This window comes from Nonomuraea mesophila (genome assembly GCF_004352805.1).
In the GTDB taxonomy this organism is placed as follows: Bacteria; Actinomycetota; Actinomycetes; order Streptosporangiales; family Streptosporangiaceae; genus Nonomuraea; species Nonomuraea longispora.
The window spans coordinates 20,959-40,915 of sequence record NZ_SMLD01000080.1; the positions used below are offsets into that span (position 1 = coordinate 20,959).

The 19,957-nt window shown below is 71.7% G+C and carries 18 protein-coding genes and 1 pseudogene; 6 read left to right on the plus strand and 13 right to left on the minus strand.

Going from position 1 to position 19,957, the window contains the following annotated elements; all coding sequences use genetic code 11:
- Nucleotides 1-208: 208 nt before the first annotated feature.
- Nucleotides 209-1,429 carry a S1C family serine protease gene (locus tag E1295_RS26890; RefSeq protein ID WP_132633917.1) on the plus strand — a complete coding sequence of 407 codons (1,221 nt, stop codon included), beginning with the start codon at nucleotides 209-211 and terminating at the stop codon, nucleotides 1,427-1,429.
- 65 nt (nucleotides 1,430-1,494) lie between these two features.
- Here E1295_RS26890 and E1295_RS26895 read toward each other — a convergent pair whose 3' ends face one another.
- From E1295_RS26895 to E1295_RS26930, 8 genes are all read right to left on the minus strand, one after another.
- Nucleotides 1,495-2,235 (minus strand): ABC transporter permease, encoded by a 741-nt coding sequence (locus E1295_RS26895; RefSeq protein ID WP_132633919.1) that lies wholly within the window; start codon nucleotides 2,233-2,235, stop codon nucleotides 1,495-1,497.
- A complete protein-coding gene (locus E1295_RS26900; protein ID WP_132633921.1) occupies nucleotides 2,228-3,118 on the minus strand; it encodes an ABC transporter ATP-binding protein in 891 nt (296 codons plus the stop codon). Before E1295_RS26900 ends, E1295_RS26895 begins: the two co-directional genes overlap by 8 nt.
- On the minus strand, nucleotides 3,115-3,453 hold the full coding sequence (locus tag E1295_RS26905) for a transcriptional regulator (protein WP_246080387.1): 339 nt from the start codon (nucleotides 3,451-3,453) through the stop codon (nucleotides 3,115-3,117). Before E1295_RS26905 ends, E1295_RS26900 begins: the two co-directional genes overlap by 4 nt.
- Complete coding sequence (locus E1295_RS26910) at nucleotides 3,450-4,073, minus strand: transporter (RefSeq protein ID WP_132633925.1); 624 nt, start codon at nucleotides 4,071-4,073, stop codon at nucleotides 3,450-3,452. Before E1295_RS26910 ends, E1295_RS26905 begins: the two co-directional genes overlap by 4 nt.
- A gap of 94 nt (nucleotides 4,074-4,167) precedes the next feature.
- Nucleotides 4,168-5,916 (minus strand): amino acid ABC transporter ATP-binding/permease protein, encoded by a 1,749-nt coding sequence (locus E1295_RS26915; RefSeq protein WP_246080388.1) that lies wholly within the window; start codon nucleotides 5,914-5,916, stop codon nucleotides 4,168-4,170.
- Nucleotides 5,913-7,727, minus strand: a complete 1,815-nt coding sequence (gene cydD, locus E1295_RS26920; RefSeq protein ID WP_181958047.1) for a thiol reductant ABC exporter subunit CydD — start codon at nucleotides 7,725-7,727, stop codon at nucleotides 5,913-5,915. The genes E1295_RS26915 and cydD overlap by 4 nt, the downstream gene beginning before the upstream one ends.
- Nucleotides 7,728-7,733: 6 nt before the next feature.
- Entirely contained in the window at nucleotides 7,734-8,498 is a 765-nt protein-coding gene (locus E1295_RS26925) for a cytochrome d ubiquinol oxidase subunit II (RefSeq protein ID WP_132633929.1), read from the minus strand.
- 27 nt (nucleotides 8,499-8,525) lie between these two features.
- Nucleotides 8,526-9,695, minus strand: coding sequence for a cytochrome ubiquinol oxidase subunit I (locus E1295_RS26930; RefSeq protein WP_132633931.1), 1,170 nt, complete (start codon nucleotides 9,693-9,695; stop codon nucleotides 8,526-8,528).
- Between the two features lie 98 nt (nucleotides 9,696-9,793).
- Here E1295_RS26930 and E1295_RS26935 point away from each other — a divergent pair, with 98 nt between their 5' ends.
- A complete protein-coding gene (locus E1295_RS26935; RefSeq protein WP_132633933.1) occupies nucleotides 9,794-10,129 on the plus strand; it encodes a PadR family transcriptional regulator in 336 nt (111 codons plus the stop codon).
- Nucleotides 10,130-10,138: 9 nt separating this feature from the next.
- Here E1295_RS26935 and E1295_RS26940 read toward each other — a convergent pair whose 3' ends face one another.
- Entirely contained in the window at nucleotides 10,139-10,810 is a 672-nt protein-coding gene (locus tag E1295_RS26940; RefSeq protein ID WP_132633935.1) for a permease prefix domain 1-containing protein, read from the minus strand.
- Nucleotides 10,811-10,938: 128 nt separating this feature from the next.
- On the minus strand, nucleotides 10,939-12,147 hold the full coding sequence (locus tag E1295_RS26945; RefSeq protein WP_132633937.1) for a pentapeptide repeat-containing protein: 1,209 nt from the start codon (nucleotides 12,145-12,147) through the stop codon (nucleotides 10,939-10,941).
- 173 nt (nucleotides 12,148-12,320) lie between these two features.
- On the opposite strand from E1295_RS26945, the gene E1295_RS26950 reads away from it, so the two are divergent.
- The 3 genes from E1295_RS26950 to E1295_RS26960 all read left to right on the plus strand — a co-directional run bounded on the left by E1295_RS26950 (nucleotide 12,321) and on the right by E1295_RS26960 (nucleotide 15,852).
- Nucleotides 12,321-13,511 carry an RNA-guided endonuclease InsQ/TnpB family protein gene (locus E1295_RS26950; protein ID WP_132633939.1) on the plus strand — a complete coding sequence of 397 codons (1,191 nt, stop codon included), beginning with the start codon at nucleotides 12,321-12,323 and terminating at the stop codon, nucleotides 13,509-13,511.
- Nucleotides 13,512-13,652: 141 nt separating this feature from the next.
- On the plus strand, nucleotides 13,653-15,362 hold the full coding sequence (locus tag E1295_RS26955; RefSeq protein ID WP_166427432.1) for an ExeM/NucH family extracellular endonuclease: 1,710 nt from the start codon (nucleotides 13,653-13,655) through the stop codon (nucleotides 15,360-15,362).
- Between the two features lie 115 nt (nucleotides 15,363-15,477).
- Entirely contained in the window at nucleotides 15,478-15,852 is a 375-nt protein-coding gene (locus tag E1295_RS26960) for a thioredoxin family protein (protein WP_132633943.1), read from the plus strand.
- A 46-nt stretch (nucleotides 15,853-15,898) separates the two neighbouring features.
- On the opposite strand, the gene E1295_RS26965 is transcribed toward E1295_RS26960, so the two are convergent.
- The 3 genes from E1295_RS26965 to E1295_RS26975 form a co-directional block, all read right to left on the minus strand.
- Nucleotides 15,899-16,705, minus strand: coding sequence for an SAM-dependent methyltransferase (locus E1295_RS26965; protein WP_132633945.1), 807 nt, complete (start codon nucleotides 16,703-16,705; stop codon nucleotides 15,899-15,901).
- A 181-nt stretch (nucleotides 16,706-16,886) separates the two neighbouring features.
- Nucleotides 16,887-18,224 carry a class II 3-deoxy-7-phosphoheptulonate synthase gene (locus tag E1295_RS26970; protein WP_132633947.1) on the minus strand — a complete coding sequence of 446 codons (1,338 nt, stop codon included), beginning with the start codon at nucleotides 18,222-18,224 and terminating at the stop codon, nucleotides 16,887-16,889.
- Between the two features lie 81 nt (nucleotides 18,225-18,305).
- On the minus strand, nucleotides 18,306-19,511 hold the full coding sequence (locus E1295_RS26975) for an FAD-dependent oxidoreductase (protein ID WP_132633949.1): 1,206 nt from the start codon (nucleotides 19,509-19,511) through the stop codon (nucleotides 18,306-18,308).
- Nucleotides 19,512-19,680: 169 nt separating this feature from the next.
- Here E1295_RS26975 and E1295_RS26980 point away from each other — a divergent pair.
- A pseudogene (locus E1295_RS26980) lies at nucleotides 19,681-19,957 on the plus strand (anti-sigma factor); the annotation flags it as partial.

A 19,957-nucleotide genomic window follows, 5' to 3' on the forward strand; every position in this document is an offset into this window, starting at 1 on the left:
CCTCCCGCATGCGTGCCGCGGCTCCCACGGTGCCGCGGCACCCCGTGGCGGAAAAAATCCTCCACGATCTCGCTCCATGCGACCAGCCCTTGACCAGCGGTGATAAACCACATGTCAACGGCCTTCTGACATCGCCGATCACGGCCTTAAACAGCTCTTACGCGAGACTTGGCACTCTTGAGTCATCGGGACTTGAGGGAGATGACAGATGGACGCGAACGAGCCTCGCGAGCAGAGCTCCGGCGGGTGGAGCCAGTTCGGCGCCGCCCCGCCGTCCGCCGGGGGCTTCCCCCCGCGCGACACGCACAGGATGGAGCAGCCGGCTCCGCCGCCCCCCGCGCCGCCGAAGAAGCCGGGGTTCTCCGCCGGCAGGAAGGCCATCGCCGGGCTGGCCCTGGCGGCGGTGGCCGTCGGCGGCGGCGTCGTGGGCGCCGCCGTGGCCACCTCGTTCCAGCCTGAGCCGGTGGCCGAGTCCAGCACGCCGAGCCCCGTCTTCAAGCCCGCCGCCGACCCGATGACGGTCGCCGACGTCGCGGCGAAGGTGCAGCCGACCGTGGTGATGATCAAGGGTCAGACCCGTGAGGGCTCCGGGGTCGTGCTGTCGGAGGACGGCCTGATCCTCACCAACAACCACGTGGTGGAGCCCCGCGGCGGGCAGATGACCGTCAAGTTCAGCGACGGCAAGACGGCCAAGGCCACCACGGTCGGCACCGACCCCGCCACCGACCTCGCAGTCATCCGCGCGGAGGGCGTCTCGGGGCTGGCCAAGGCCACGCTCGGCGACAGCGACAAGCTCAAGGTGGGCGACGCCGTGCTGGCCATCGGCAGCCCGCTCGGCCTGGCCGGCTCGGTCACGGCGGGCATCGTCAGCGCGCTCGACCGTACGCTGACCACCGGCGACGAGCCGCGCCAGCAGCTTCCCCCGTCCTGGCCCCAGCAGAGCCAGGAGAGCAGCGGCACCACGATCGGCGGGGCGATCCAGACCGACGCCTCGATCAACCCGGGCAACTCCGGCGGCGCGCTGGTGAACGCCGCGGGCGAACTGGTCGGCATCAACACCGCGATCGCCTCCGACGCGGCCGGCGGCGGCGTCGGCTTCGCCATCCCGGTCAACACCGCCAAGCAGGTGTCCGAGCAGCTCATCACCAGCGGCAAGGTCACCCACGCCTTCCTCGGCGTGAGCGTCACCGACGCCACCGGCGACGTGCCGGGCGCCCTGATCAGGCAGGTCACCGCGGGCAGCCCGGCGGAGAAGGCCGGTCTGCAGGAGGGCGACCTCATCACCAAGATCGCCGGGAAGGCGGTTGACGGCGGAGATACTGTGGTGGGACAGGTCAGAGGTTTCAAACCCGGCCAAGAGGTCAAGATCACATATATGAGGGACGGGAAGGCCGGCGAGGCCACCGTGACCCTCGAAGAGAAGAAATAACAGGACCCCCTCATGGACGGGTGTGCCGTTGAGATCGCTGCGGACTCGGCGGCACACCCCCCATATCAGGAGAACCGGCGGCCCTCGTCGCGGCGGTAGGCCCATCCTGCGGCCACCGCCGCCGCCAGGGTCCACACGGCGAGCATGATCACCGAGACCACATCGGGGCTGGTGCCCGCCGTCACCGCCCACAGCAGCTCGGCCGCGCCTCTCGTGGGCGTGTACGGTGAGACGACCGCGATGAAGTCGGGCAGGTAGGCCGGTGGCAGCAGCAGCCCGCCGAGGATCGCGAGCGGGAAGAACAGCAGCTGCGACACCGCGACGACGGCCTTCGACGTCAGCATGTAGCCGAGGAACAACCCCATCAGCATGAACGGGATCCCGCAGACGACCAGCGCGCCCAGCCCGGCCAGCAGCCTGAGCGGTGTGATCGTCGCCTCCGTGAGGAACGCCGCCACCAGCAGCACGGGCACCACCGATGCCAGCATGACGGCCAGCGTCGACACCATCCGCCCGGCGAAGCGGGGGAACGGGCCCGCGGGAAGCGTGCGCAGGTAGGGGTTCCACGGCTGCTCGCGCTCCATGGCGACGGCGATGCTGAGCCCGATGAGCGCCCCCGACGTCGCGCCGAAGAACATCATCGACGCCGACGCCATCGTGGCCGCCTGCGCTTGGTCGCCCGCCATCGGCACCACGAACACCACCATCGAGAGGGACGGGAACAGCGCGCTGGCCAGAAGCCCGATGGGCACCCTGAACTGCTCGATCATGAGATAGCGGGTGTGCGCGGCGACCAGGCTAGACATGCGCGACCTCCTTCGAGGTGATGGCGAGGAACGCCTCTTCGAGCGTGGTGGGCTTGATCTCGAGGCCGGTGAACGGGGTGCCGCCCGTCACCAGCTCGACGACCAGCCGGTCGGGTTCGGTGGTCACCAGGCTGATCCGGCCGTCGCCGGCGCGCTCGGCGCCGAGCACGCCCGGCAGCCCCTCCGGGTCGGGCAGATCGGCGGTGAACGAGACGCGCCGCACCCCCACGATGCCGCGTACGGACTCCATCGTGTCGTCGGCCAGCACGCGCCCGTGGCCGACGACGACGACCCGCCTGGCCAGCGCCTCGATCTCCTCGATGTAGTGGCTGGTGACGAGCACGGTGCCGCCCTCCTCGTGGAAGGAGGCGATGCCGTCCCACAGGGAGCGCCTTGCCTCGACGTCGAGCCCGGTCGTCGGCTCGTCGAGGAAGACCAGCTCGGGGTTGCCGGTGAAGGCCAGCGCTACGGCCAGGCGCCGCTTCTGGCCGCCGGACAGGCCGCCGACCTGCCGCTTGATGAGGTCGCTCAGACCGAAGCGGGCCAGCAGCTCGTCCTTGTCGCACGGCTCGGGGAAGTGCGCCGAGACGAAGTCGATGATCTCCCCTACGCGTAACGTCTCAGGCAGCCCGGTCTCCTGCGGGGTCATCCCGATGCGCCGCCGCATGGCCGGGTCCTGCGGCGAGCCGCCGAACAGCGTGACCGTGCCGGAGGTCGGGCGGCGCAGTCCCACGAACAGGTTGATGAGGGTGGACTTGCCCGCGCCGTTGGGGCCGAGCAGCCCGACGATCTCGCCTGCGCGGATGTCGAGCGTGACGCGGTCGAGAGCGAGCACGTCTCCGTAGCGGCGGGTGACCTCGGCCGCTCGGGCGATGACGGTCATGTGACGCCTCCGGCGTTGTCGAGCCCGGCGTTGTCGAGCAGGGCTCGGATCTGTATGGTGTATTCCTCGAAGGCCAGCCGCCCGCGCCTGGTGAGCGCCACGAACGTGACAGGCGTACGGCCCTTGTGGGTCTTGGTGATCCGCACGTATCCGGCCTCCTCCAGCTTGGTCAGGTGAACCGACAGGTTGCCTGCGGTCATGCCGAGCAGTTCCTTCATGGAACCGAAGGCCATCTCGTCGCCGTCGGCGAGCACGTTGAGCGTGGCGACCACCCGCAGCCTGGCCTGTGCGTGGATCACCGGGTCGAGGTCGGGGGGCGTCTTGTCCGCGCTCACGCCGGGCGCCTCCGCAGCCACACCCCGGCCACGACGAAGCCGCCTCCCAGCAGCACGGCCGTCAGCAGGGCGTGCCAGCCGGCGCCGAGCAGCACGCCCACCGCGTTGACGGCGGCGACCCAGGCCCCGATGAAGAACATCGGCCAGTTGAGCCAGAGCGCGCCGCCGGCCATGTGCAGCACGCCCACCACCAGCAGCGACGTGCCCGCCCAGAGCAGGCCGGTCTCGTCGGACGGCAGCAGGGGACCCATCCGGAGGCAGATGACGACCATGAGGATCATGCCGGCCATCCACGCGTAGCCGTACATCGCGCCGCGGGCCGTGCTGTCGCCCCGGACGAGGTTGTTCATCCGCACGATGCCGATCGCGGCGATCGCGGCTGCCATGAGCTGCGCGCACATCAGCACCGCCAGCGCCTGCATCTGGGAGATCGGCGCGTACGACCGGCCGTCCAGCCCGTAGTGCAGGAAGAACGCGGTGAAGCCGAGCAGCCAGGCCACGCCCCAGGGCGCGTAGAGCAGCAGCGGGTCGCCGTAGAGCCATCTCGTGGTGGCGGCGCGCTGCTCCTCGATGACGCGGAGCATCTCCTCGGGATCCGCCGTCCGGTCGTCGTCTACCACTGCAAACTCCTCGCTATCACAAACTGGTTTGTATCGTAAACCAGATTGCGTCGCCAACACAACGCCGCGAGGCGAGGGTCCGCGTGGTGCGGGTCTAACGCCTGGTCAGGACCTCGGACTCCCACAGGTCCCGGTAGTAGCCGGGCGCGGAGACGAGCTCCTCATGGCGGCCGCGCTGGATGACGCGGCCCTCGTCGAGCACGATGATCTCGTCGACCGTCTCCAGCCCTTTGAGCCGATGCGTCACGAGCAGCGTGGTGCGGTCCCTGGTCACGTCGAGCAGGTCCGCCATGAGCCGGTCGGCCGTCTCCTCGTCGAGCGCCTCCGCGGGCTCGTCGAGCAGCAGCACAGGAGGGTCGTACAACAACGCCCTGGCCAGGGCCAGCCGCTGCAACTGCCCGCCGGACACGGTTCTGCCGTCCTCGCCCAGCTCGGTGTCCCAGCCGGTGCGCTCCACCCACGTGCCGAGCCTGGCAGCGCGTACGGCGCGCCACAGCTCCTCGTCGTCCGCCTCCGGGCCCGCCAGGCGCAGGTTGTCGCGGAGGGCGGCACGGAAGATGTAGGAGTCCTGGGTGAGGCCCGTCATCAAGGTCCGTACGTCGTCACCGGTGAGCTCACGGATGTCGGTGCCGTTCACCGTGACCGTGCCCGACTCCGGCTCCACCAGGCGCATCAGAGCGGCCAGCAGCGTGCTCTTCCCCGCCCCGCTCGGGCCGACGACGGCGACCCGCCTGCCGGGCGTGAGCCGAAGCGACACGCCGTCCAGCGCCGGCCGGCCGCCGTCCACCGGCTCCCCGGGACCCTCAGGGCCGGGAGAGGAGACCGGGTCACCCGCCGGGAACGCCTCCCGGGCGGCGTGGCGTACCACCAGGTCGTCGATCTCGACGGTCAGGGGGCCCAGGGGCGGTGGCGCGGGCTCGGCCGGCTCGCCCACCGCGGGCTCGGCGGAGCCGACCTCGCGCAGCCGCCGCAGCGCCTCCATGATGCCCGCCATGCGCTCCCCGGCCGCGGCCAGGGGCAGCACCGGCTCGAAGGCCACCAGGGACGTCAGCGCCAGCACGGCCGTCCCGACCGAGCCCGCTCCCGCGCCCTGGGCGAGCAGGACGACGGCCGCCACCGTCAGCCCCTGCACCAGGGTGCCCCCGGCCAGGGCGGCGGCGTGGACGCGGGCCTGGCGGTGTTCGAGTGCGGCCAGCGACTCGTCCGCCGCCCGGGCCCGGTCCAGGGCGGCGTCGTCGGCGCCGTACGCGGCCAGGTCCGCGGCGCCGTGCACGAGGTCCGCCACCCGGCCCGCCAGCGCCGCCCTCGCCGGGGCGATCCTGGCCGACCAGCGGCGGGCGGCGGCCGCCGTGCCTGCGGGCAGGGCGACCCCGGCCAGCACCAGGCCCGCCACCAGCACCAGAGCGGCCACCGGCAGGATCGTGAGCCCGATGACCACGGCGGCCAGCCCGGCCATCGCCGCGGCGGCGGCCGGGAGCAGGCAGCGGACCAGCAGGTCCTGTACGGCCTCGGTGTCGTCGACCATGCGGCTGAGCAGGTCGGCGCCGCCGTGACGGGGTCGCTGGGGCGGGATGAGCGCCTGGTAGAGGCGCTCACGGGTGCCCGCCTGGGCGCGGAGCGCGACGTCGTGCCCGGTGAGCCGTTCGGCGTAGCGGAAGACGCCCTTGCCGGTGGCGAACGCCCTGGTCGCCACGATCGCCACGCTCAGCGCGGCCAGCGGCGGCTGCTCGGCGGCCCTGGTGATCAGCCACGCGGCGGCGGCGATCAGCCCGAGCCCCGCCAGGTCGGCCGCCGACCCGGCCAGCACGGCCCAGACGAGCCGCGTACCCATGCGCCGGTTCATCGTCCGCCCTCTTTGCCCCGCGCGTCCGCCACCTGCCGGCCGCCCCTGCCGTGCCCGGCCGTCCGCCCTTCCGCCGGCGCGCCTCCTGGGGAAGGGCCAGGCGGGCCGGCCTGTGCCCGGTCCGCCGTCGTGGCGGGGCGGGTGGTGTCGGAGACGACGCGGCCCTCGTGGAGGCGCACGACCCGGTCGGCGAGGTCGATCATCGCGGGCCGGTGCGCCACGATGACGGCCGTACGATCCCGGGCCAGGTCCGCGGTCGCCGCCACCACGGCGGCCTCGCTCCGCCCGTCCAGGCGGGCCGTCGGCTCGTCGAGCAGCAGCACCGAGGCGTCGGCACGGCAGAAGGCACGCGCGAGCGCGATCCGCTGACGCTGGCCCGCCGAGAACCCGGCCCCTCCCTCCCCGACCACGGTGTCGAACCCCTGGGGCAGGTCGGCCACGAAGCCGGCGTACGCGGCGCCGGCCGCCCGGCGGACCTCCTCCAGGGAGGCCGACGGCGCGCCGAGCCGGATGTTGCCCGCCACCGTCGTGGCGAACAGGTGCGGCCGCTGCGCCACGAACGCCAGCCGCGCACGCCAGCTCGCCGGGTCGAGGTCGCGCAGGTCCGTGCCGTCGATGAGCACCCGCCCCTCGGACGGCTGGACGAAGCCGAGGACGAGATGGAGCAGCGTGCTTTTGCCCCCGCCGCTCTCGCCGACCAGGGCGACCCGTTCGCGCGGGCCGATGGTGAGGCAGACGTCGTCCAGCGCGGCGGCGTCCCGGCCCGGGTAGCGCACGGTCACGCCCTCCAGCCGGATCTCCGGGGCCTCCGCCGGCGCGGGTGCGGGCGTCCCCGCCGGTACGGCGGCCGGACGGCGTATGGGCTCGTCCCGCTCCTCGGCGGAACGGTCGAGCACGGCGAAGGCCGCGTCGGCGGCGGCCACCCCTTCCATGGACGCGTGGAAACGTGTCCCCATGGCCCGCAGCGGCAGGTACGCCTCCGGCGCCAGCAGCAGCACCAGCAGCGCGGTCGTCAGGTCCAGGGAGCCGCCGAGCAGCCGCAGCCCGATCGGCACCGCCACCAGCGCCAGCGACAGCGACGCGCACAACTCCAGGACCAGCGACGACAGGAACGCCACCCGCAACGTCCGCATGGTGGCGCTCCGGTGGGCGTCGGCGACCTGCTGGATGACGCCCGCCTGGTAGCGGGCCCGCCCGAACGCCCGCAGGGTGGGCAGCCCGCGCACCACGTCGAGGAAGTGCCCGCCGAGCCGCGACAGCGCGAGGTACTGGCATTCGGTGACGGCCTTGGTCGTCATGCCCACCAGCGCCCCGAAGACGGGGATCAACGGCAGGGTGACGAGCACGATGACGGCGCTGGCGAGGTCGGCGGCGAAGAGCCGGACCAGCACGGCGACGGGCACGACCGCGGCGACCGCGATGGCGGGCAGGTAGCCGGTCAGGTAGGCGTCGAGCCCGTCGAGGCCGCGCCCGGCGAGCGTGACGAGCTCGCCGGAGCGGTGCGCGGCCAGCCTGCCCGGCCCCAGCTCGCGCAGGCGCGTGAGCAGCCGGTGGCGCAGCGCCGACTTGACGCCGGTCGCGGTGCGCCCGGCGAAGACACCCTGAGTCCAGGCGAGGAGCGCGCGCACGCACACCACCGCGGCGAGCACGGCCAGCGCGGCGGCGGTGAACCTGCCGGACAGCACCCCGGCGAGCAGTTCGGCCTGCACCAGTACGAGCAGGCCCGCCAGTACGGCCGCGGCCATGGTGACGGCGAGATGGCGGCGGACCGAGCGCTCGGCCCGCATGAGCCGCAGGAGATCCTTGTGCACGTGTCCTCAGAAGAACGACGGGAACCGGAAGGCGTCCTTACCTGGACGGAAAGTCCGCCATACCCATATTTGCGCGCCGAGGAGGATGGGTGCGACCGGCAGCACCATGACACTGAGCACATTCAGCGTGGCAGCGGGTGCACTGTGCTCCAGCAGGTACGGCATCGCGCCCGCCAGCACCCCCACCGCGGGGATCGCGGCGACCAGCCCCGTCCCGAGCAGCGCGAGGCCCGACCGCGTGGCGCCGAACTCGCCCGGCGTGCGCCAGGCCAGGAACGTCCATCCGTGCAGGGCGAACAGCAGCGTCATCACCACGCCCAGCAGCACACCGAGCGGGTGGACGGGCGGCGACGCGAACCCGGTGGCCGCCGCGTACAACGTCATCCCCCAGCCGAACGACAACCCCAGCGAGCCGAACGCGATCGCCGCGTCCCACAGGCCGCGCCACGCGGAGCCGTCGAGCCTGCGCCGGAACCACAGCCCGGCGTCGCGCACGACCCAGCTCAGCAGCATGGCCACGACCAGCGGGTACAGCCCGAACAGCACCTCGCCCTCCAGCAGCGGGTAGACCCCGAACATGGTCCCGGCGACCGCGACCAGCCACACCTCGTTGGCCAGCACGTACGGCGCCACGGCGGCCACCATGCGGTCCCTGGTCTCCCGCGTCCTGCCGAGCACCGGCAGCAGCAGCCCCACGCCGAGGTCGAAGCCCTCGAGGGCGAAATAGCCGGCCAGCAGCACGGTGAAGAAGACGAACCAGATCACTTCCATGTGTCACGCACTCCTCAGTAGCTAGGCTCAGTAGCTCAGCGCGGGGGATCGCGGCTCGTCCGCCGCGGGGGCGCCCAGGGCCGTGTCGCGCGGTCCCCGCCTGACGACCCGGGCGATGAGCACGTAGTCGACGACGGCCAGCAGCCCGAGCACGGCGGTGAAGGCGACGAGCGAGGTGGTGACCATGCCCGGGGTCAGCCCGGGCGACATGGCGTCGGCCACGGTGAGCCGCTCCCAGATCATCCACGGCTGCCGCCCGACCTCCCTGGCGGCCCAGCCCATGACCGAGACGGCGAACGGCAGCGGCGTCATCGCGATCAGGATCGGATGGGTCCAGCGCCACCTCGGCAGTACGCGGACCAGTGGCAGCATCCCGAGCAGCACGACCAGCGCGAGCAGGTGCCCGATCTCGATCATGACCGCGAGCGGCAGCGAGGCTCCGGTGTTCCCGTCGAACTTGCCGGTGACGATCCCGCCGAACTGCGCGTAGCCGAAGGCCAGCGTCACGAATATGCCGATGGCCGCGGTGTGCACCCCTATGCGCATCGACCGGGTGAAGAACTCCAGCTCGTCGGTACGGCGCCGCAACTGGTACGCGCTCGCGCCCACCAGCACCATGCCCCCGGTGAACAGCCCGGCCCCGAGCACGTGCGGGAAGGAGAAGACCAGGGCCTTGTTGGTGAGCAGGGCGCCGAAGTCGGTCAGCACCATCCGTCCGCCGCGCACCACGGAGCCGGCCGGGTTCTGCAGGAAGGAGTTGGCGACCATGATGAAGAACGCGCTGGCGTACGCCGTCAGGGTCACGGCCCAGATGCAGGCCACGTGCGCCCACCGGGGCAGCCGCCCCCACCCGAAGATCCACAGGCCGAGGAACGTCGACTCCAGGAAGAACGCGACCAGGGTCTCCATGGCCAGCGGCGCGCCGAACACGTCGCCCGCGTAGTGGGTCAGCCCGCTCCACGTCAGCCCGAACTGGAACTCCATCACCAGCCCGGTCACGATGCCCAGCGCGTAGTTGATGACGTAGATCTGCCCCCAGAACCGCGTCATTCGCTCGTGCACCGGCCGGCCGGAGGCCGCCCACCGGGTGTGCATGATCGCCACCAGCGGCGCCAGCCCCAGCGTGAGCACGACGAACAGGAAATGCAGGTTGCTCGTCACCGCGAACTGCGCGCGAGCCAGTTCGAGTACGTCCATCACGACTCCGTTGTTGTTCCTGATGCATAGACAGTCTACATATAGGCAGCCTACATGTAGGCTGTCTACATGAAGAACCGATGTCTAGGATCGGAACCATGAACCCGGACGCGCTACGCGGACACCTGGACGCGCTGCTGCTCTCCGTGCTGGAGCGGGAGCCGCTGCACGGCTACGCCATCATCGAGGCGCTGCAGGAACGCAGCGCGGGCGCGCTCAACGTGCCGACGGGCACCGTCTACCCGGCGCTGCGCAGGCTGGAGCGCATCGGCTACCTCGCCAGCGAGTGGGCGACGGTCGGCGGGCGCAGGCGCCGCACCTACCGGCTGACCGACGCGGGCAGGAAGCAGCTCGAGGGCGAGCGCTCGGCCTGGCGCGAGTTCACCAGCGTGATCGGCGGCGTGCTCCGCGCGAACGCCGTCGCCCCGAGGTGAGCCGGCGCCTCAGACGGCGTGCGCGCGCGGGACCCGCGTGATGCGCATGCACCGGGCGGCACAGTAGATCTGCATGCCCCACACGGCCCAGGTCACCAGGTTGGCGAGCAGGGAGGGCAGGTTGTCCAGGGAATTGGGGTCCTTCGTGCCGTAGGAGAGCATCAGTCCCAGGCCTCCGGTGATCGGCAGCGACGCCCACACGATCCAGCCCAGCGACCTGGTCACGAGCCGGGGCCGGTGCATCCACCGGGCGCCCCTGCTCAGCGCGAACAGCGCGATGCCGCCGTACAGGCCGGTGGCCAGCTGGATGCCGTCGAGCAGCTGCGAGAGCGTGTGATACCACGCCGGCTGGTGTGCCCAGGTGTCGTCGGAGGGCGGGTAGGCGCGCCACAGCAGCGACCACATGAGCACCGTGATCGGCAGGCCGGCGAACAGCAGGACGCCGAGCCGCCGGCCCGCGGAGGCGGTCAGCTCTGCCTGGTAGCCGGAGGCGATCTCGCCTACCTCCCCGAACTCGGCCACCGCGACCCGCTCCGCCTCCGCACGGTCCAGGCCCTCGGCCTCCAGCGCGTCGGCGGTGTCGGTCAGGCTGTCGCGCGCTTCGACGACCATGTCGCGCTTCAGGCCATGGGGGCCGGCCAGGGCGCGGTCGAGATCTGCCACGTAGTCGTCGATGCGCATGCGGTCAAGTCTAGGGAGCGAGAACCCGGGGGCCTATCCGGGACTTCCCCGATGTTGCGTCGGGGCGACCCGCTGGCCGCGCGGCTGCGCGGGAACGGCCCGCCACCCTCACGAGCGGCGGCTGCTCCCTACGGCCACCAGCGGTGGCCGGCCAGGCGGCGCATCTCCGCGGCGGCTGAGGCGAAGTCGGCGGAGGTGACGTGGTCGTCAGGGGACAACCCGGCGTAGAGGGCGGCGAGGTGGTCCGGCGTCGCGGCGGGGTCTGCCGCGTGCGGCCCGCCGCGCATGGTGTGCTCGTCGGCGAGTGCCCGGCGGCGGGAGAACCATCGCACCATCGGCCGGCGCAGGTTCACCCGCACGCCGCGCGGAGTCAGCGCGAACACGCAGTCCTCCACCCGTACGCCGGACGGATGGGCCAGGCCGGCGAACCGGCACGCCGACAGGTCCAGCCCCGACAGCGCCAGATCGACGGCCTCGACCCGGCGCAGCGAGGTGAGCGTGGACCTGCCCTTGCCCGCCACGACGGCGGGGCCGCGCAGCACCGCGCCCTCCAGGTCGGCCTGCGAGTCGGTCAGCCGCAGCGTCGTCGGGCCCGACACCGCCACCCCGCGCAGGTCCACGCCGCACCGGGCGACGACCACGTCGAGCAGGCCGTCGGCGCGGGCCCTGGCCGCCGAGAGCCGGCCGGTGGCCGACAGGTAGGCGTCTCCCGCGAAGTGGGCGGCGTCGAACCCGGCGTTCCCCATGACCTTGCGGAACGAGAGCGTACGGCCGAAGCGGGTTCCCCTGAAGGCGGCCCCGCCGCAGAGGCGGGCGCCGTCGAACGCGGCGTACCCGTCGAACCTGGCCCGCTCGCACGACAGCCCGCGGCCGAACACGGCCTGGCTGAACAGCGCGTCGCGGGACATCAGCGCCCGGTCGAGGGAGACGTGCCCGCGCACGGTGACGCCGTGGAAGGAGAACTCGCGGGCGAACCGGGCGCCGGCCATCGACACGTTGCCCTCGAACCGGGCGCCGAAGAACGAGGCCAGCCGGTCGAACCTGGCGTCGTCGAGCGACACGTCGCCGGTGAACGTCACGCCAGGCAGCCGGACGTCGCCGGTGAAGCGTGCCCGGTCGAACCGTGCCCGGCCGGGCCGGCCGCCCGCGGCCTCGATGACCCGGGACATCAGGTCGCCGTTGACGGTGGTGCCGCGCAGGTCGAGCAGGCGGCCGGGGCGCAGCGCGCGGAGCGCTTCCGAGAGTTGGTCGGGAGGGAGGTGGGCGAGGCAGCGGCCGGCCGGGCGGACGGCGACCCCGGTGCAGCCGGCGGAATGCGCGCAGGTGACCCAGTCCATCAGATCCTCCCGAGGGGACCGTCGCCTTGCGGCGACGGGTGGATCGGGAGCGGGAGGGCCGTCAAGGCCCGATCGTGCCCTGACCTGTCACATCTGCGCATCACGGATTTCCTTCCCGATTTTGTCGGCGCCAGCCAGTATCGTGGCGATGTCATTACCGAACGTGATGGCAGATGGGTGTGCGCAGGTCGTTCACATTCCTGCTGCGCCCCACGGCCCGGCAGGCGGCGGCGCTGGCGGCGTGCCTTGAGGACCACCGGCAGCTCTACAACGTCGCTCTGGAGCACCGGCGCACCGCCTATGCCAGGGCGGGGGTGAGCGTCCGGTACGGCGAGCAGTCGGCCGAGCTGAAACACATCCGCGCCGACGACCCGGACGGGCAGGGGCGTTGGTCGTTCTCGTCCCAGCAGGCCACCCTGCGACGGCTCGACAAGGCGTTCGCCGCGTTCTTCAAGCGGGTCCGCGCGGGTCGCGCGCCGGGCTTCCCGCGGTTCAAGGGGCGTGGCCGGTTCGACACGGTCGAGTGGCCGAAGGACGGCGACGGCTGCCGGTGGGACTCCCAGCCCGAGCACCCGACCGCCACCTACGTGCGGCTCCAGGGGGTCGGGCACGTCCGCGTCCACCGGCATCGGCCCGTGCGCGGCCAGGTGAAGACGATCAGCGTCACGCGCGAGGGCTCCCGCTGGTTCGTGGTGCTGTCGTGCGACGATGTGCCCGCCGAGCCGCTGCCCGCCACGGGTGTGGTGGCCGGGATCGACATGGGTGTGGCCTCGCTCGTCACGACCAGCGACGGGCAGCATCTGACCAACCCCCGCCACCTGGCCGCCTCCGCCGGCCGGCTGGCGGACGCGCAGCGGGTGCTGGCCCGCAAGCAACGGGGCTCCAAGCGGCGGCGCAAGGCGGTGGCCCGCGTGGCCGCGCTGCACGCCAGAGTGCGCAGGCAACGTCTGGACGGCGCGCACAAGGCCGCGCGCGCCCTGGTGGCCGCCTATGACGTGATCGTGCACGAGGACCTGCGGATCGCGAACATGACCCGCTCGGCGGTGGGCACGATCGAATCTCCCGGCCGCAACGTCGCTGCCAAGTCCGGCCTCAACCGGAGCATCCTGGACGCGGGCTGGGGGGTGTTCCTGACGATCCTCGCGTACAAGGCTGAAAGCGCCGGTCGCAAGCTGATCGCGGTGAACCCCGCCGGCACCTCCCGCACCTGCGCCCGCTGCGGGCACAGCGCACGGGAGAACCGCGTCACCCAGGCCGGGTTCGCCTGTACGGCGTGCGGTCATACCGCGCACGCCGACGTCAACGCGGCCAAGAACATTCTCAGGGCAGGGCTTGCCCTTCGCGAACCTGCGGAAGCGGCTTAGCGAGAAGCCGCCTCCTTCAGGGGGCGGAGGAGTCACGTACTCGTCATACCCGCGGCGGCCGATGTCAAGGTTCGGTGATTTAATGTTCTATCCACTTTTATGTGGAAATTTGCGGGCTACATTGCGTCTATTGTGCCGGGCATGCGCGCTTTATCCCGAGCATCCCTGACCGCCTCGATCACGGCGGTCCTGGCAGTGGTTCTGCCCGTGGCTCTCCTCACCACGCCGGCCCGCGCCGAGCCCCCCGCCCCTTGCGCCGCACCCGCCACGCACCGGATCTCCCAGGTGCAGGGCGAGGGCGACGCCACCCCGCTGGCCGGCCGGACCGTGCGGGTCGAGGGCGTCGTCACCGGCGACTTCCAGCGGACCGACCAGCTCGACGGCTTCTTCCTCCAGGACCCCCGCCCGGACGCCGACCCGCGGACCTCCGAAGGGCTGTTCGCGTACGCGGGGGAGGCGGTCAAGGACGTCCGGCCCGGCGACCGGGTCCTCGTCACCGGGCGGGCCACCGAGTTCAACGGGTGGACGGAGCTGTCGCCGGTCACCGCCGTGGACGTGTGCGGCACGGGGCGCGTGGCCGCGCGGCCGTACCGGCTGCCCTCCGGCGGGCTGGAGCCCGTCGAGAACATGCTGCTGACGTTCCCGCAGCCGCTCACCGTCACCGAGCACTACAACCTGGGCCGCTACGGCGAGGTCACGCTCTCCTCCCAGGGCCGGCTCTACCAGCCGACCGACCGGCGCGGCGTCGACCCGGCGGCCGGCGCCCGCCGGTCGCTGCTCGTCGACGACGGCTCCACCAGGGAGAACCCGGCCACGCTGCCACCGATCGTACGGGCCGGCGACGTGACGAGCGGGCTCACGGGCGTGCTGGGGTACGGTTTCGGCGCGTACCGGCTGCAGCCCACGAAACCGGTCGCGTACAGAAGCGCCAACCCGCGCCCGCGCAGACCCTCCCCGGTGGGCGGGAACGTGAAGGTGGCCTCGTTCAACACCCTCAACTGGTTCACCACGCCCGGCTCGCGCGGGGCGGGCGACGCCGAGGAGCAGCGCCGCCAGCTCGCCAAGCTGGTGGCCGCGCTCAAGGGCCTCGACGCCGACGCGGTCGCCCTCATGGAGGTCGAGAACAACGGCCGGACCGCGCTCCAGGCGCTCGTGGACGCCGTCAACGCCGAGGTCGGAGCGGGTACGTACGCCGCGCTCACGCACCCCCACCCGGGCACCGACGCCATCCAGGTGGGCCTGATCTACAAGCCCGGCAGGCTGACCCCGGTGGGGGAGACCAGGGCGTCGCAGGACGCGGTCTTCAGCCGGCCGCCGTTGATCCAGACGTTCCGCGGGAAGGGCGGCGGCCGGCCGTTCACGCTGGTGGTCAACCACCTCAAGTCGAAGGGCAGCTGCCCCTCCAGCGGCCCCGACGCCGACCAGGGCGACGGCCAGGGCTGCTGGAACGCCACCCGCGTCGCTCAGGCCGAGGCGCTGCTCGGCATCGTCGCGGACCTGCCGGGACCGATCGTGCTCGGCGACCTCAACGCCTACGGCGAGGAGGACCCGATCAAGACCCTTGAGAAGGGCGGCCTGACCAGCGTGACCAAGCGGTTCGTCCCCGCGCCGCGGCGCTACAGCTACGTCTTCGACGGGCTCGCGGGCGAACTGGACCACGTGCTCGTCGGCAGGGAGCTGCGCGGGCGGGTGACGGGGGCGACCATCTGGCACGTCAACGCCGACGAGCCGCGCATCCGCGACTACAACACCGAGTTCAACCCGCCGGACCTCTACCGGCCCGATGCCTACCGCTCCTCCGACCACGACCCGGTGATCGCAGGACTGGCTCTGTCCCGCGGCAGGAGATGAGAGGCTGAGGACCGCCGGGGTCCCCCCGGCCCCGGCGGTGGCGTAGGGCTGGAATCACCGGGCAGGGTATTGAGTTCTAACGGTTACAGACGTAGCGACGAACGAGGAGCCTCTTGTGGCGACCATCGAAGTGACAGAGAAGACCTTCAACGACATCGCCGACAAGGGGATCGTCCTGCTCGACTTCTGGGCCGAATGGTGCCCGCCGTGCAAGAAGTTCGGGCCGATCTTCGAGCAGGCGTCGGAGAAACACGGGGACATCACGTTCGGGAAGATTGACACCGATGCGGAGCAGGGGCTGGCGCAGGGGTTCGACATCACCTCGATCCCCACGCTGATGGCCATCCGCGACGGCATCGTGGTCTTCGCCCAGGCGGGCGCCATCCCGGCCCCCGCGCTGGAAGACCTGATCAAGCAGGTTCGGGCGCTCGACATGGACGCCATCCGGGCGGAGCTCAACGAGGAGTTGAAGAACGCCCAGAAGAACTGACCCTGGCGAGCCCCGCCGTCCCTGGCGGGGCTCTCGCGTGCCGCCCTCAGGGCTTGCGGCCGACTCCGACGTAGCCGAACGTGATGCCCTTGCCCGGGTCGCCCGGATCGTCCGTGCGCCAGTCGTACGGGTACACGAGGCCGGGCTCGGCCAGCTCATACCCGTCGAAGAAGCGTTCGATCTCCTCGCGGGTGCGCAGGTTCAGCGCGGCCGTGGCCCTGCGGTAGACCTCCAGGGCCTGCGGGGTGACGTCCGGCGTGGGATCCACGGCGTGGCTGACGACCAGGTGGCTGCCGGGTGCGCTCGCGTCCCGCAGCTTCCTCACCACCTCGTGAGCGTGGTCGCCGGGGACGAAGTGCAGCACGGTCAGCATCAGGAACGCCACCGGCCGGTCGAAGTCCACCATGCCGTCCAGCTTGTCCAGCAGCGCCTCGGGCTCGCGTACGTCCGCCTGGAGGAAGTCCACGTTGTCGCGGCGGGCCAGCAGCGCCCTGCCGTGCACGCACACCACGGCGTCGTAGTCGACGTACACGACCCGCGCCTCCGGGGCGATCTCGTGCGTGTTGCCCTGGGTCGGCAGGCCGGCTCCGAGGTCGACGATCTGCCGCGCGCCCTCGTCCACGAGATGGCGTACGGCGCGGCGCAGGAACGCCCGGTTCGACCGGGCGGCCTCCTTGGTGTGGGGGAAGGTCTTGAGGATCTGCTCCGCCGCTGCACGGTCGGCCGCGAAATTGTCCTTGCCGTCGAGAAAGTAGTCATACATTCGCGCGACGTTAGGGACGTTGGGGTCGACCCCCTCGGGGGCATCATCCACGTTTTTCTCCCGAGATTTCGCCGTGTTTGCGGCGATCATAGCGGGCTAAACCGCCAAAATCTCCAGAAAAGGGGATGACGGAGAGCGCCATTGAGACGCAAATCACCTTCTGCGGCGTGCGCGGCCGGCATGTGAACAGCGGAAGGCCCGGCCGCCCCGCGCGGGACGAACCGGGCCGTACGCGTCCGAGCCGGACAGGCGGGACACAGGGGCCAGAAGGTCAGCCGCGGTAGAGCTCGGCCACCTGGAAGGCGAGGTCGAGCGACTGGCTGCGGTTGAGCCGCGGGTCGCAGGCCGTCTCGTAGCGGGTGGCGAGATCGGTCTCCCCGATCTCGTGGCCCCCGCCCACGCACTCGGTCACGTCGTCGCCGGTGAACTCGATGTGGATGCCTCCGGGATGCGTGCCGAGCGACCGGTGCACCTCGAAGAAACCGGCCACCTCGTCGAGCACGTCGTCGACCCGCCGCGTCTTGTGGCCGCTCGGCGCCTCGAAGGTGTTGCCGTGCATCGGGTCGCAGATCCAGGCCACCCTGGCTCCGGTCGTGCTGACCTCCTTGACCAGCGCGGGCAGCGTGTCGCGGATCTTGGAGGCCCCCATCCGGGTGATGAACGTGAGCCGCCCCGCCTCGTTGCGCGGGTTGAGCTTCTCGACCAGCGAGACCGCCTCCTCGGGCGTCGTCGAGGGGCCGAGCTTCACGCCGATCGGGTTGCGGATGCGGGAGAAGAAGTCGACGTGCGCGCCGTCGAGCTGCCGGGTGCGCTCGCCGATCCAGACCATGTGCGCCGAGACGTCGTAGGGCAGCCCGGTGCGGGAGTCGATGCGGGTCAGGGCGCGGTCGTAGTCGAGGATGAGCGCCTCGTGGGAGGAGTAGAACTCCACCGTGTGGAACTCCTCGGGATCGGCCCCGCAGGCCCGCATGAACGCCAGCGCCTGGTCGATCTCCCTGGCCAGCTTCTCGTAGCGGCGCCCGGCCGGGGACTCGGCGACGAAGTCCTGGTTCCAGGCGTGCACCTGGCGCAGGTCGGCGTAGCCGCCCTTGGTGAAGGCGCGCGCGAGATTGAGCGTCACCGCCGAGGAGTGGTAGGCCTTGAGCAGCCGCCACGGGTCGGGCCTGCGGGCCTCCGGGGTGAACTCGAAGCCGTTGACCATGTCACCGCGGTAGGCGGGCAGCTCCACGCCGTCGCGGATCTCGGTGCTCTTGGAGCGCGGCTTGGCGAACTGCCCCGCGACCCGGCCGATCTTGACGACCGGCACCTTGCCCGCGTAGGTCAACACGATCGCCATCTGCAGCAGTGTCTTGAGCTTGTTGCGCACGTTGTCGGCGGTGGCTCCGGCGAACGTCTCGGCGCAGTCGCCGCCCTGCAGGACGAAGGCCTCGCCGCGGGCCACGGCCGCCAGCTGGTCCTTCAGCTGGTCGCACTCGCCCGCGAAGACGAGTGGGGGCAGGCCGCCGAGCTCGGCGACGACCTTGTCGAGCTCACCGGGGTCGGGCCACTCGGGCTGCTGCGCCGCGGGGAGGGCTCGCCAGGAATCGAGATCCACGAGATTGCTGCTCACGAGATACGAGGGTATTCCACTGCGTCGCCCCTACCGACCCCATTGTCCACGTTGTGAGAAGCCGGTTGTCCGGATGCGGGCTCAGAGCGGCGGGCTTTCCCTGACATTCACGTGCTCGGGACGCACACCGAACCCGATGAACCGCGGGATCAGCCGGTTGACCAGCGGAACCTTGCTCAGGTCGCGGGGCAGGCCCGACGGGTCGAACCGGCTCGACAACGCCGGTCGGATCACCAGATTGTGCACCACCCGCTGGGCCGCCTGCGTCACCCTGGTCGGCGCCATCCGCCTTCTCTGCAGCAGGTGCAAGGTCCGCTCGGGGATCGGCGCGCCGGACCTGAGCGAACCGGCCAGCAGGTTGGCGGCGGCCACCGCGTCCTGGACGGCCAGGTTGATGCCCACCCCGAACACCGGCGACATGGCGTGCGCGGCGTCCCCGATGCACAGCAGCCCCGGCCGGTGCCAGCGGCGCAGCCGGTTGAGCGCGACCGTGAGCACGCTCACGTCGTCGTAGCCGCCGATCCCGCCCGTCCGGTCCGCCAGCCACGGCAGCAGCCTGGCCACCGGCTCGCGCAGCGCGTCGATGCCGCCGCTCTCGAGCGCCGAGTATCCGCCCTTGGGGATGACGTACGCCAGCTGCCAGTACGTCTCCCGGTTGATCGCCACCATCATGGCGCCGCCCGAGATCCGCAGGAACGTGTCGTCACGGTCGCCGTCGTTCCTGGGCAGCGCGAACCACACCACGTCCATCGGCGCCTTGAGATCCTCGGGCACGAGGCCGGCCCGCTCGCGCAGGGTCGAGGAACGTCCGTCGGCGGCCACGGTCAGGGCCGCCCTGATCTCGTGCTCGCCCGACCCGTCGCGATAGCGGAGCCCGCGCACGGCGCCGTCCTCGCGGATCAGGTCGTACGCCTCGGAGTTCAGCGACAGCCGGAAGTTCGGGTAGGCGCCGGCCGCCGACGTGACGAGGTTGAGGAAGTCCCATTGCGGGACGAAGGCGATGTAGTCGTAGGGGCCGGGCAGGCCGCGCAGGCTCGCCAGCCTGATCTCGCCGGTGTCGGTGACGATGCCGACCTCGTACGCCTTCCTGTGGGGCAGCCGCAGGAACTCCCGCGCCAGCCCCAGCTCGTCGAGCACCTGCAGGGTCGACGGGTGGATCGTGTCGCCCCTGAAGTCGCGCAGGAAGTCGCCGTGCTTCTCCAGCAGCGTCACCTCGACGCCCGCCCTGGCCAGCACGAGCGCGAGGACAGCGCCCGCCGGCCCTCCGCCCGCTATCACGCAATCCATGAACCATCACCCAGTGAACTCGAAAGCCGGGGTCCTGGGCATCCGACATGCCCGGGCAGCCGAAGTACATGCGTGAGCCGTCCTCCTCACACCGTAGTCCTCCTCCCCGCGCCCGCGGGCGGCCCCACGGCCAGGCTTCTCCAGCGGCTCTCCAGCGAAGGAGGAACCGATGAACGACGACCTCCACGACCCCCACGCCCTCGCCGGCGCCCACGCCGCGCACGCGCTGCCGTACGTCGAGCGGCTCCTGTTCGAGGACCACCTGCGCGAATGCCCCGGATGCGAGGCTGAGGTGCGGCGGCTGCGTGAGACGCTCGCCGCCCTCGCGGACGCGGCGGCCGTCCCCCCACCCGCCACCTTGCGCGCCCGCCTCCTGACCGCCGCCACGCTTCCGTCGGGCCCCCCAGCGGACGTTCCGGCCGGGTGCCCGGCGGAAGCGTGGCGGC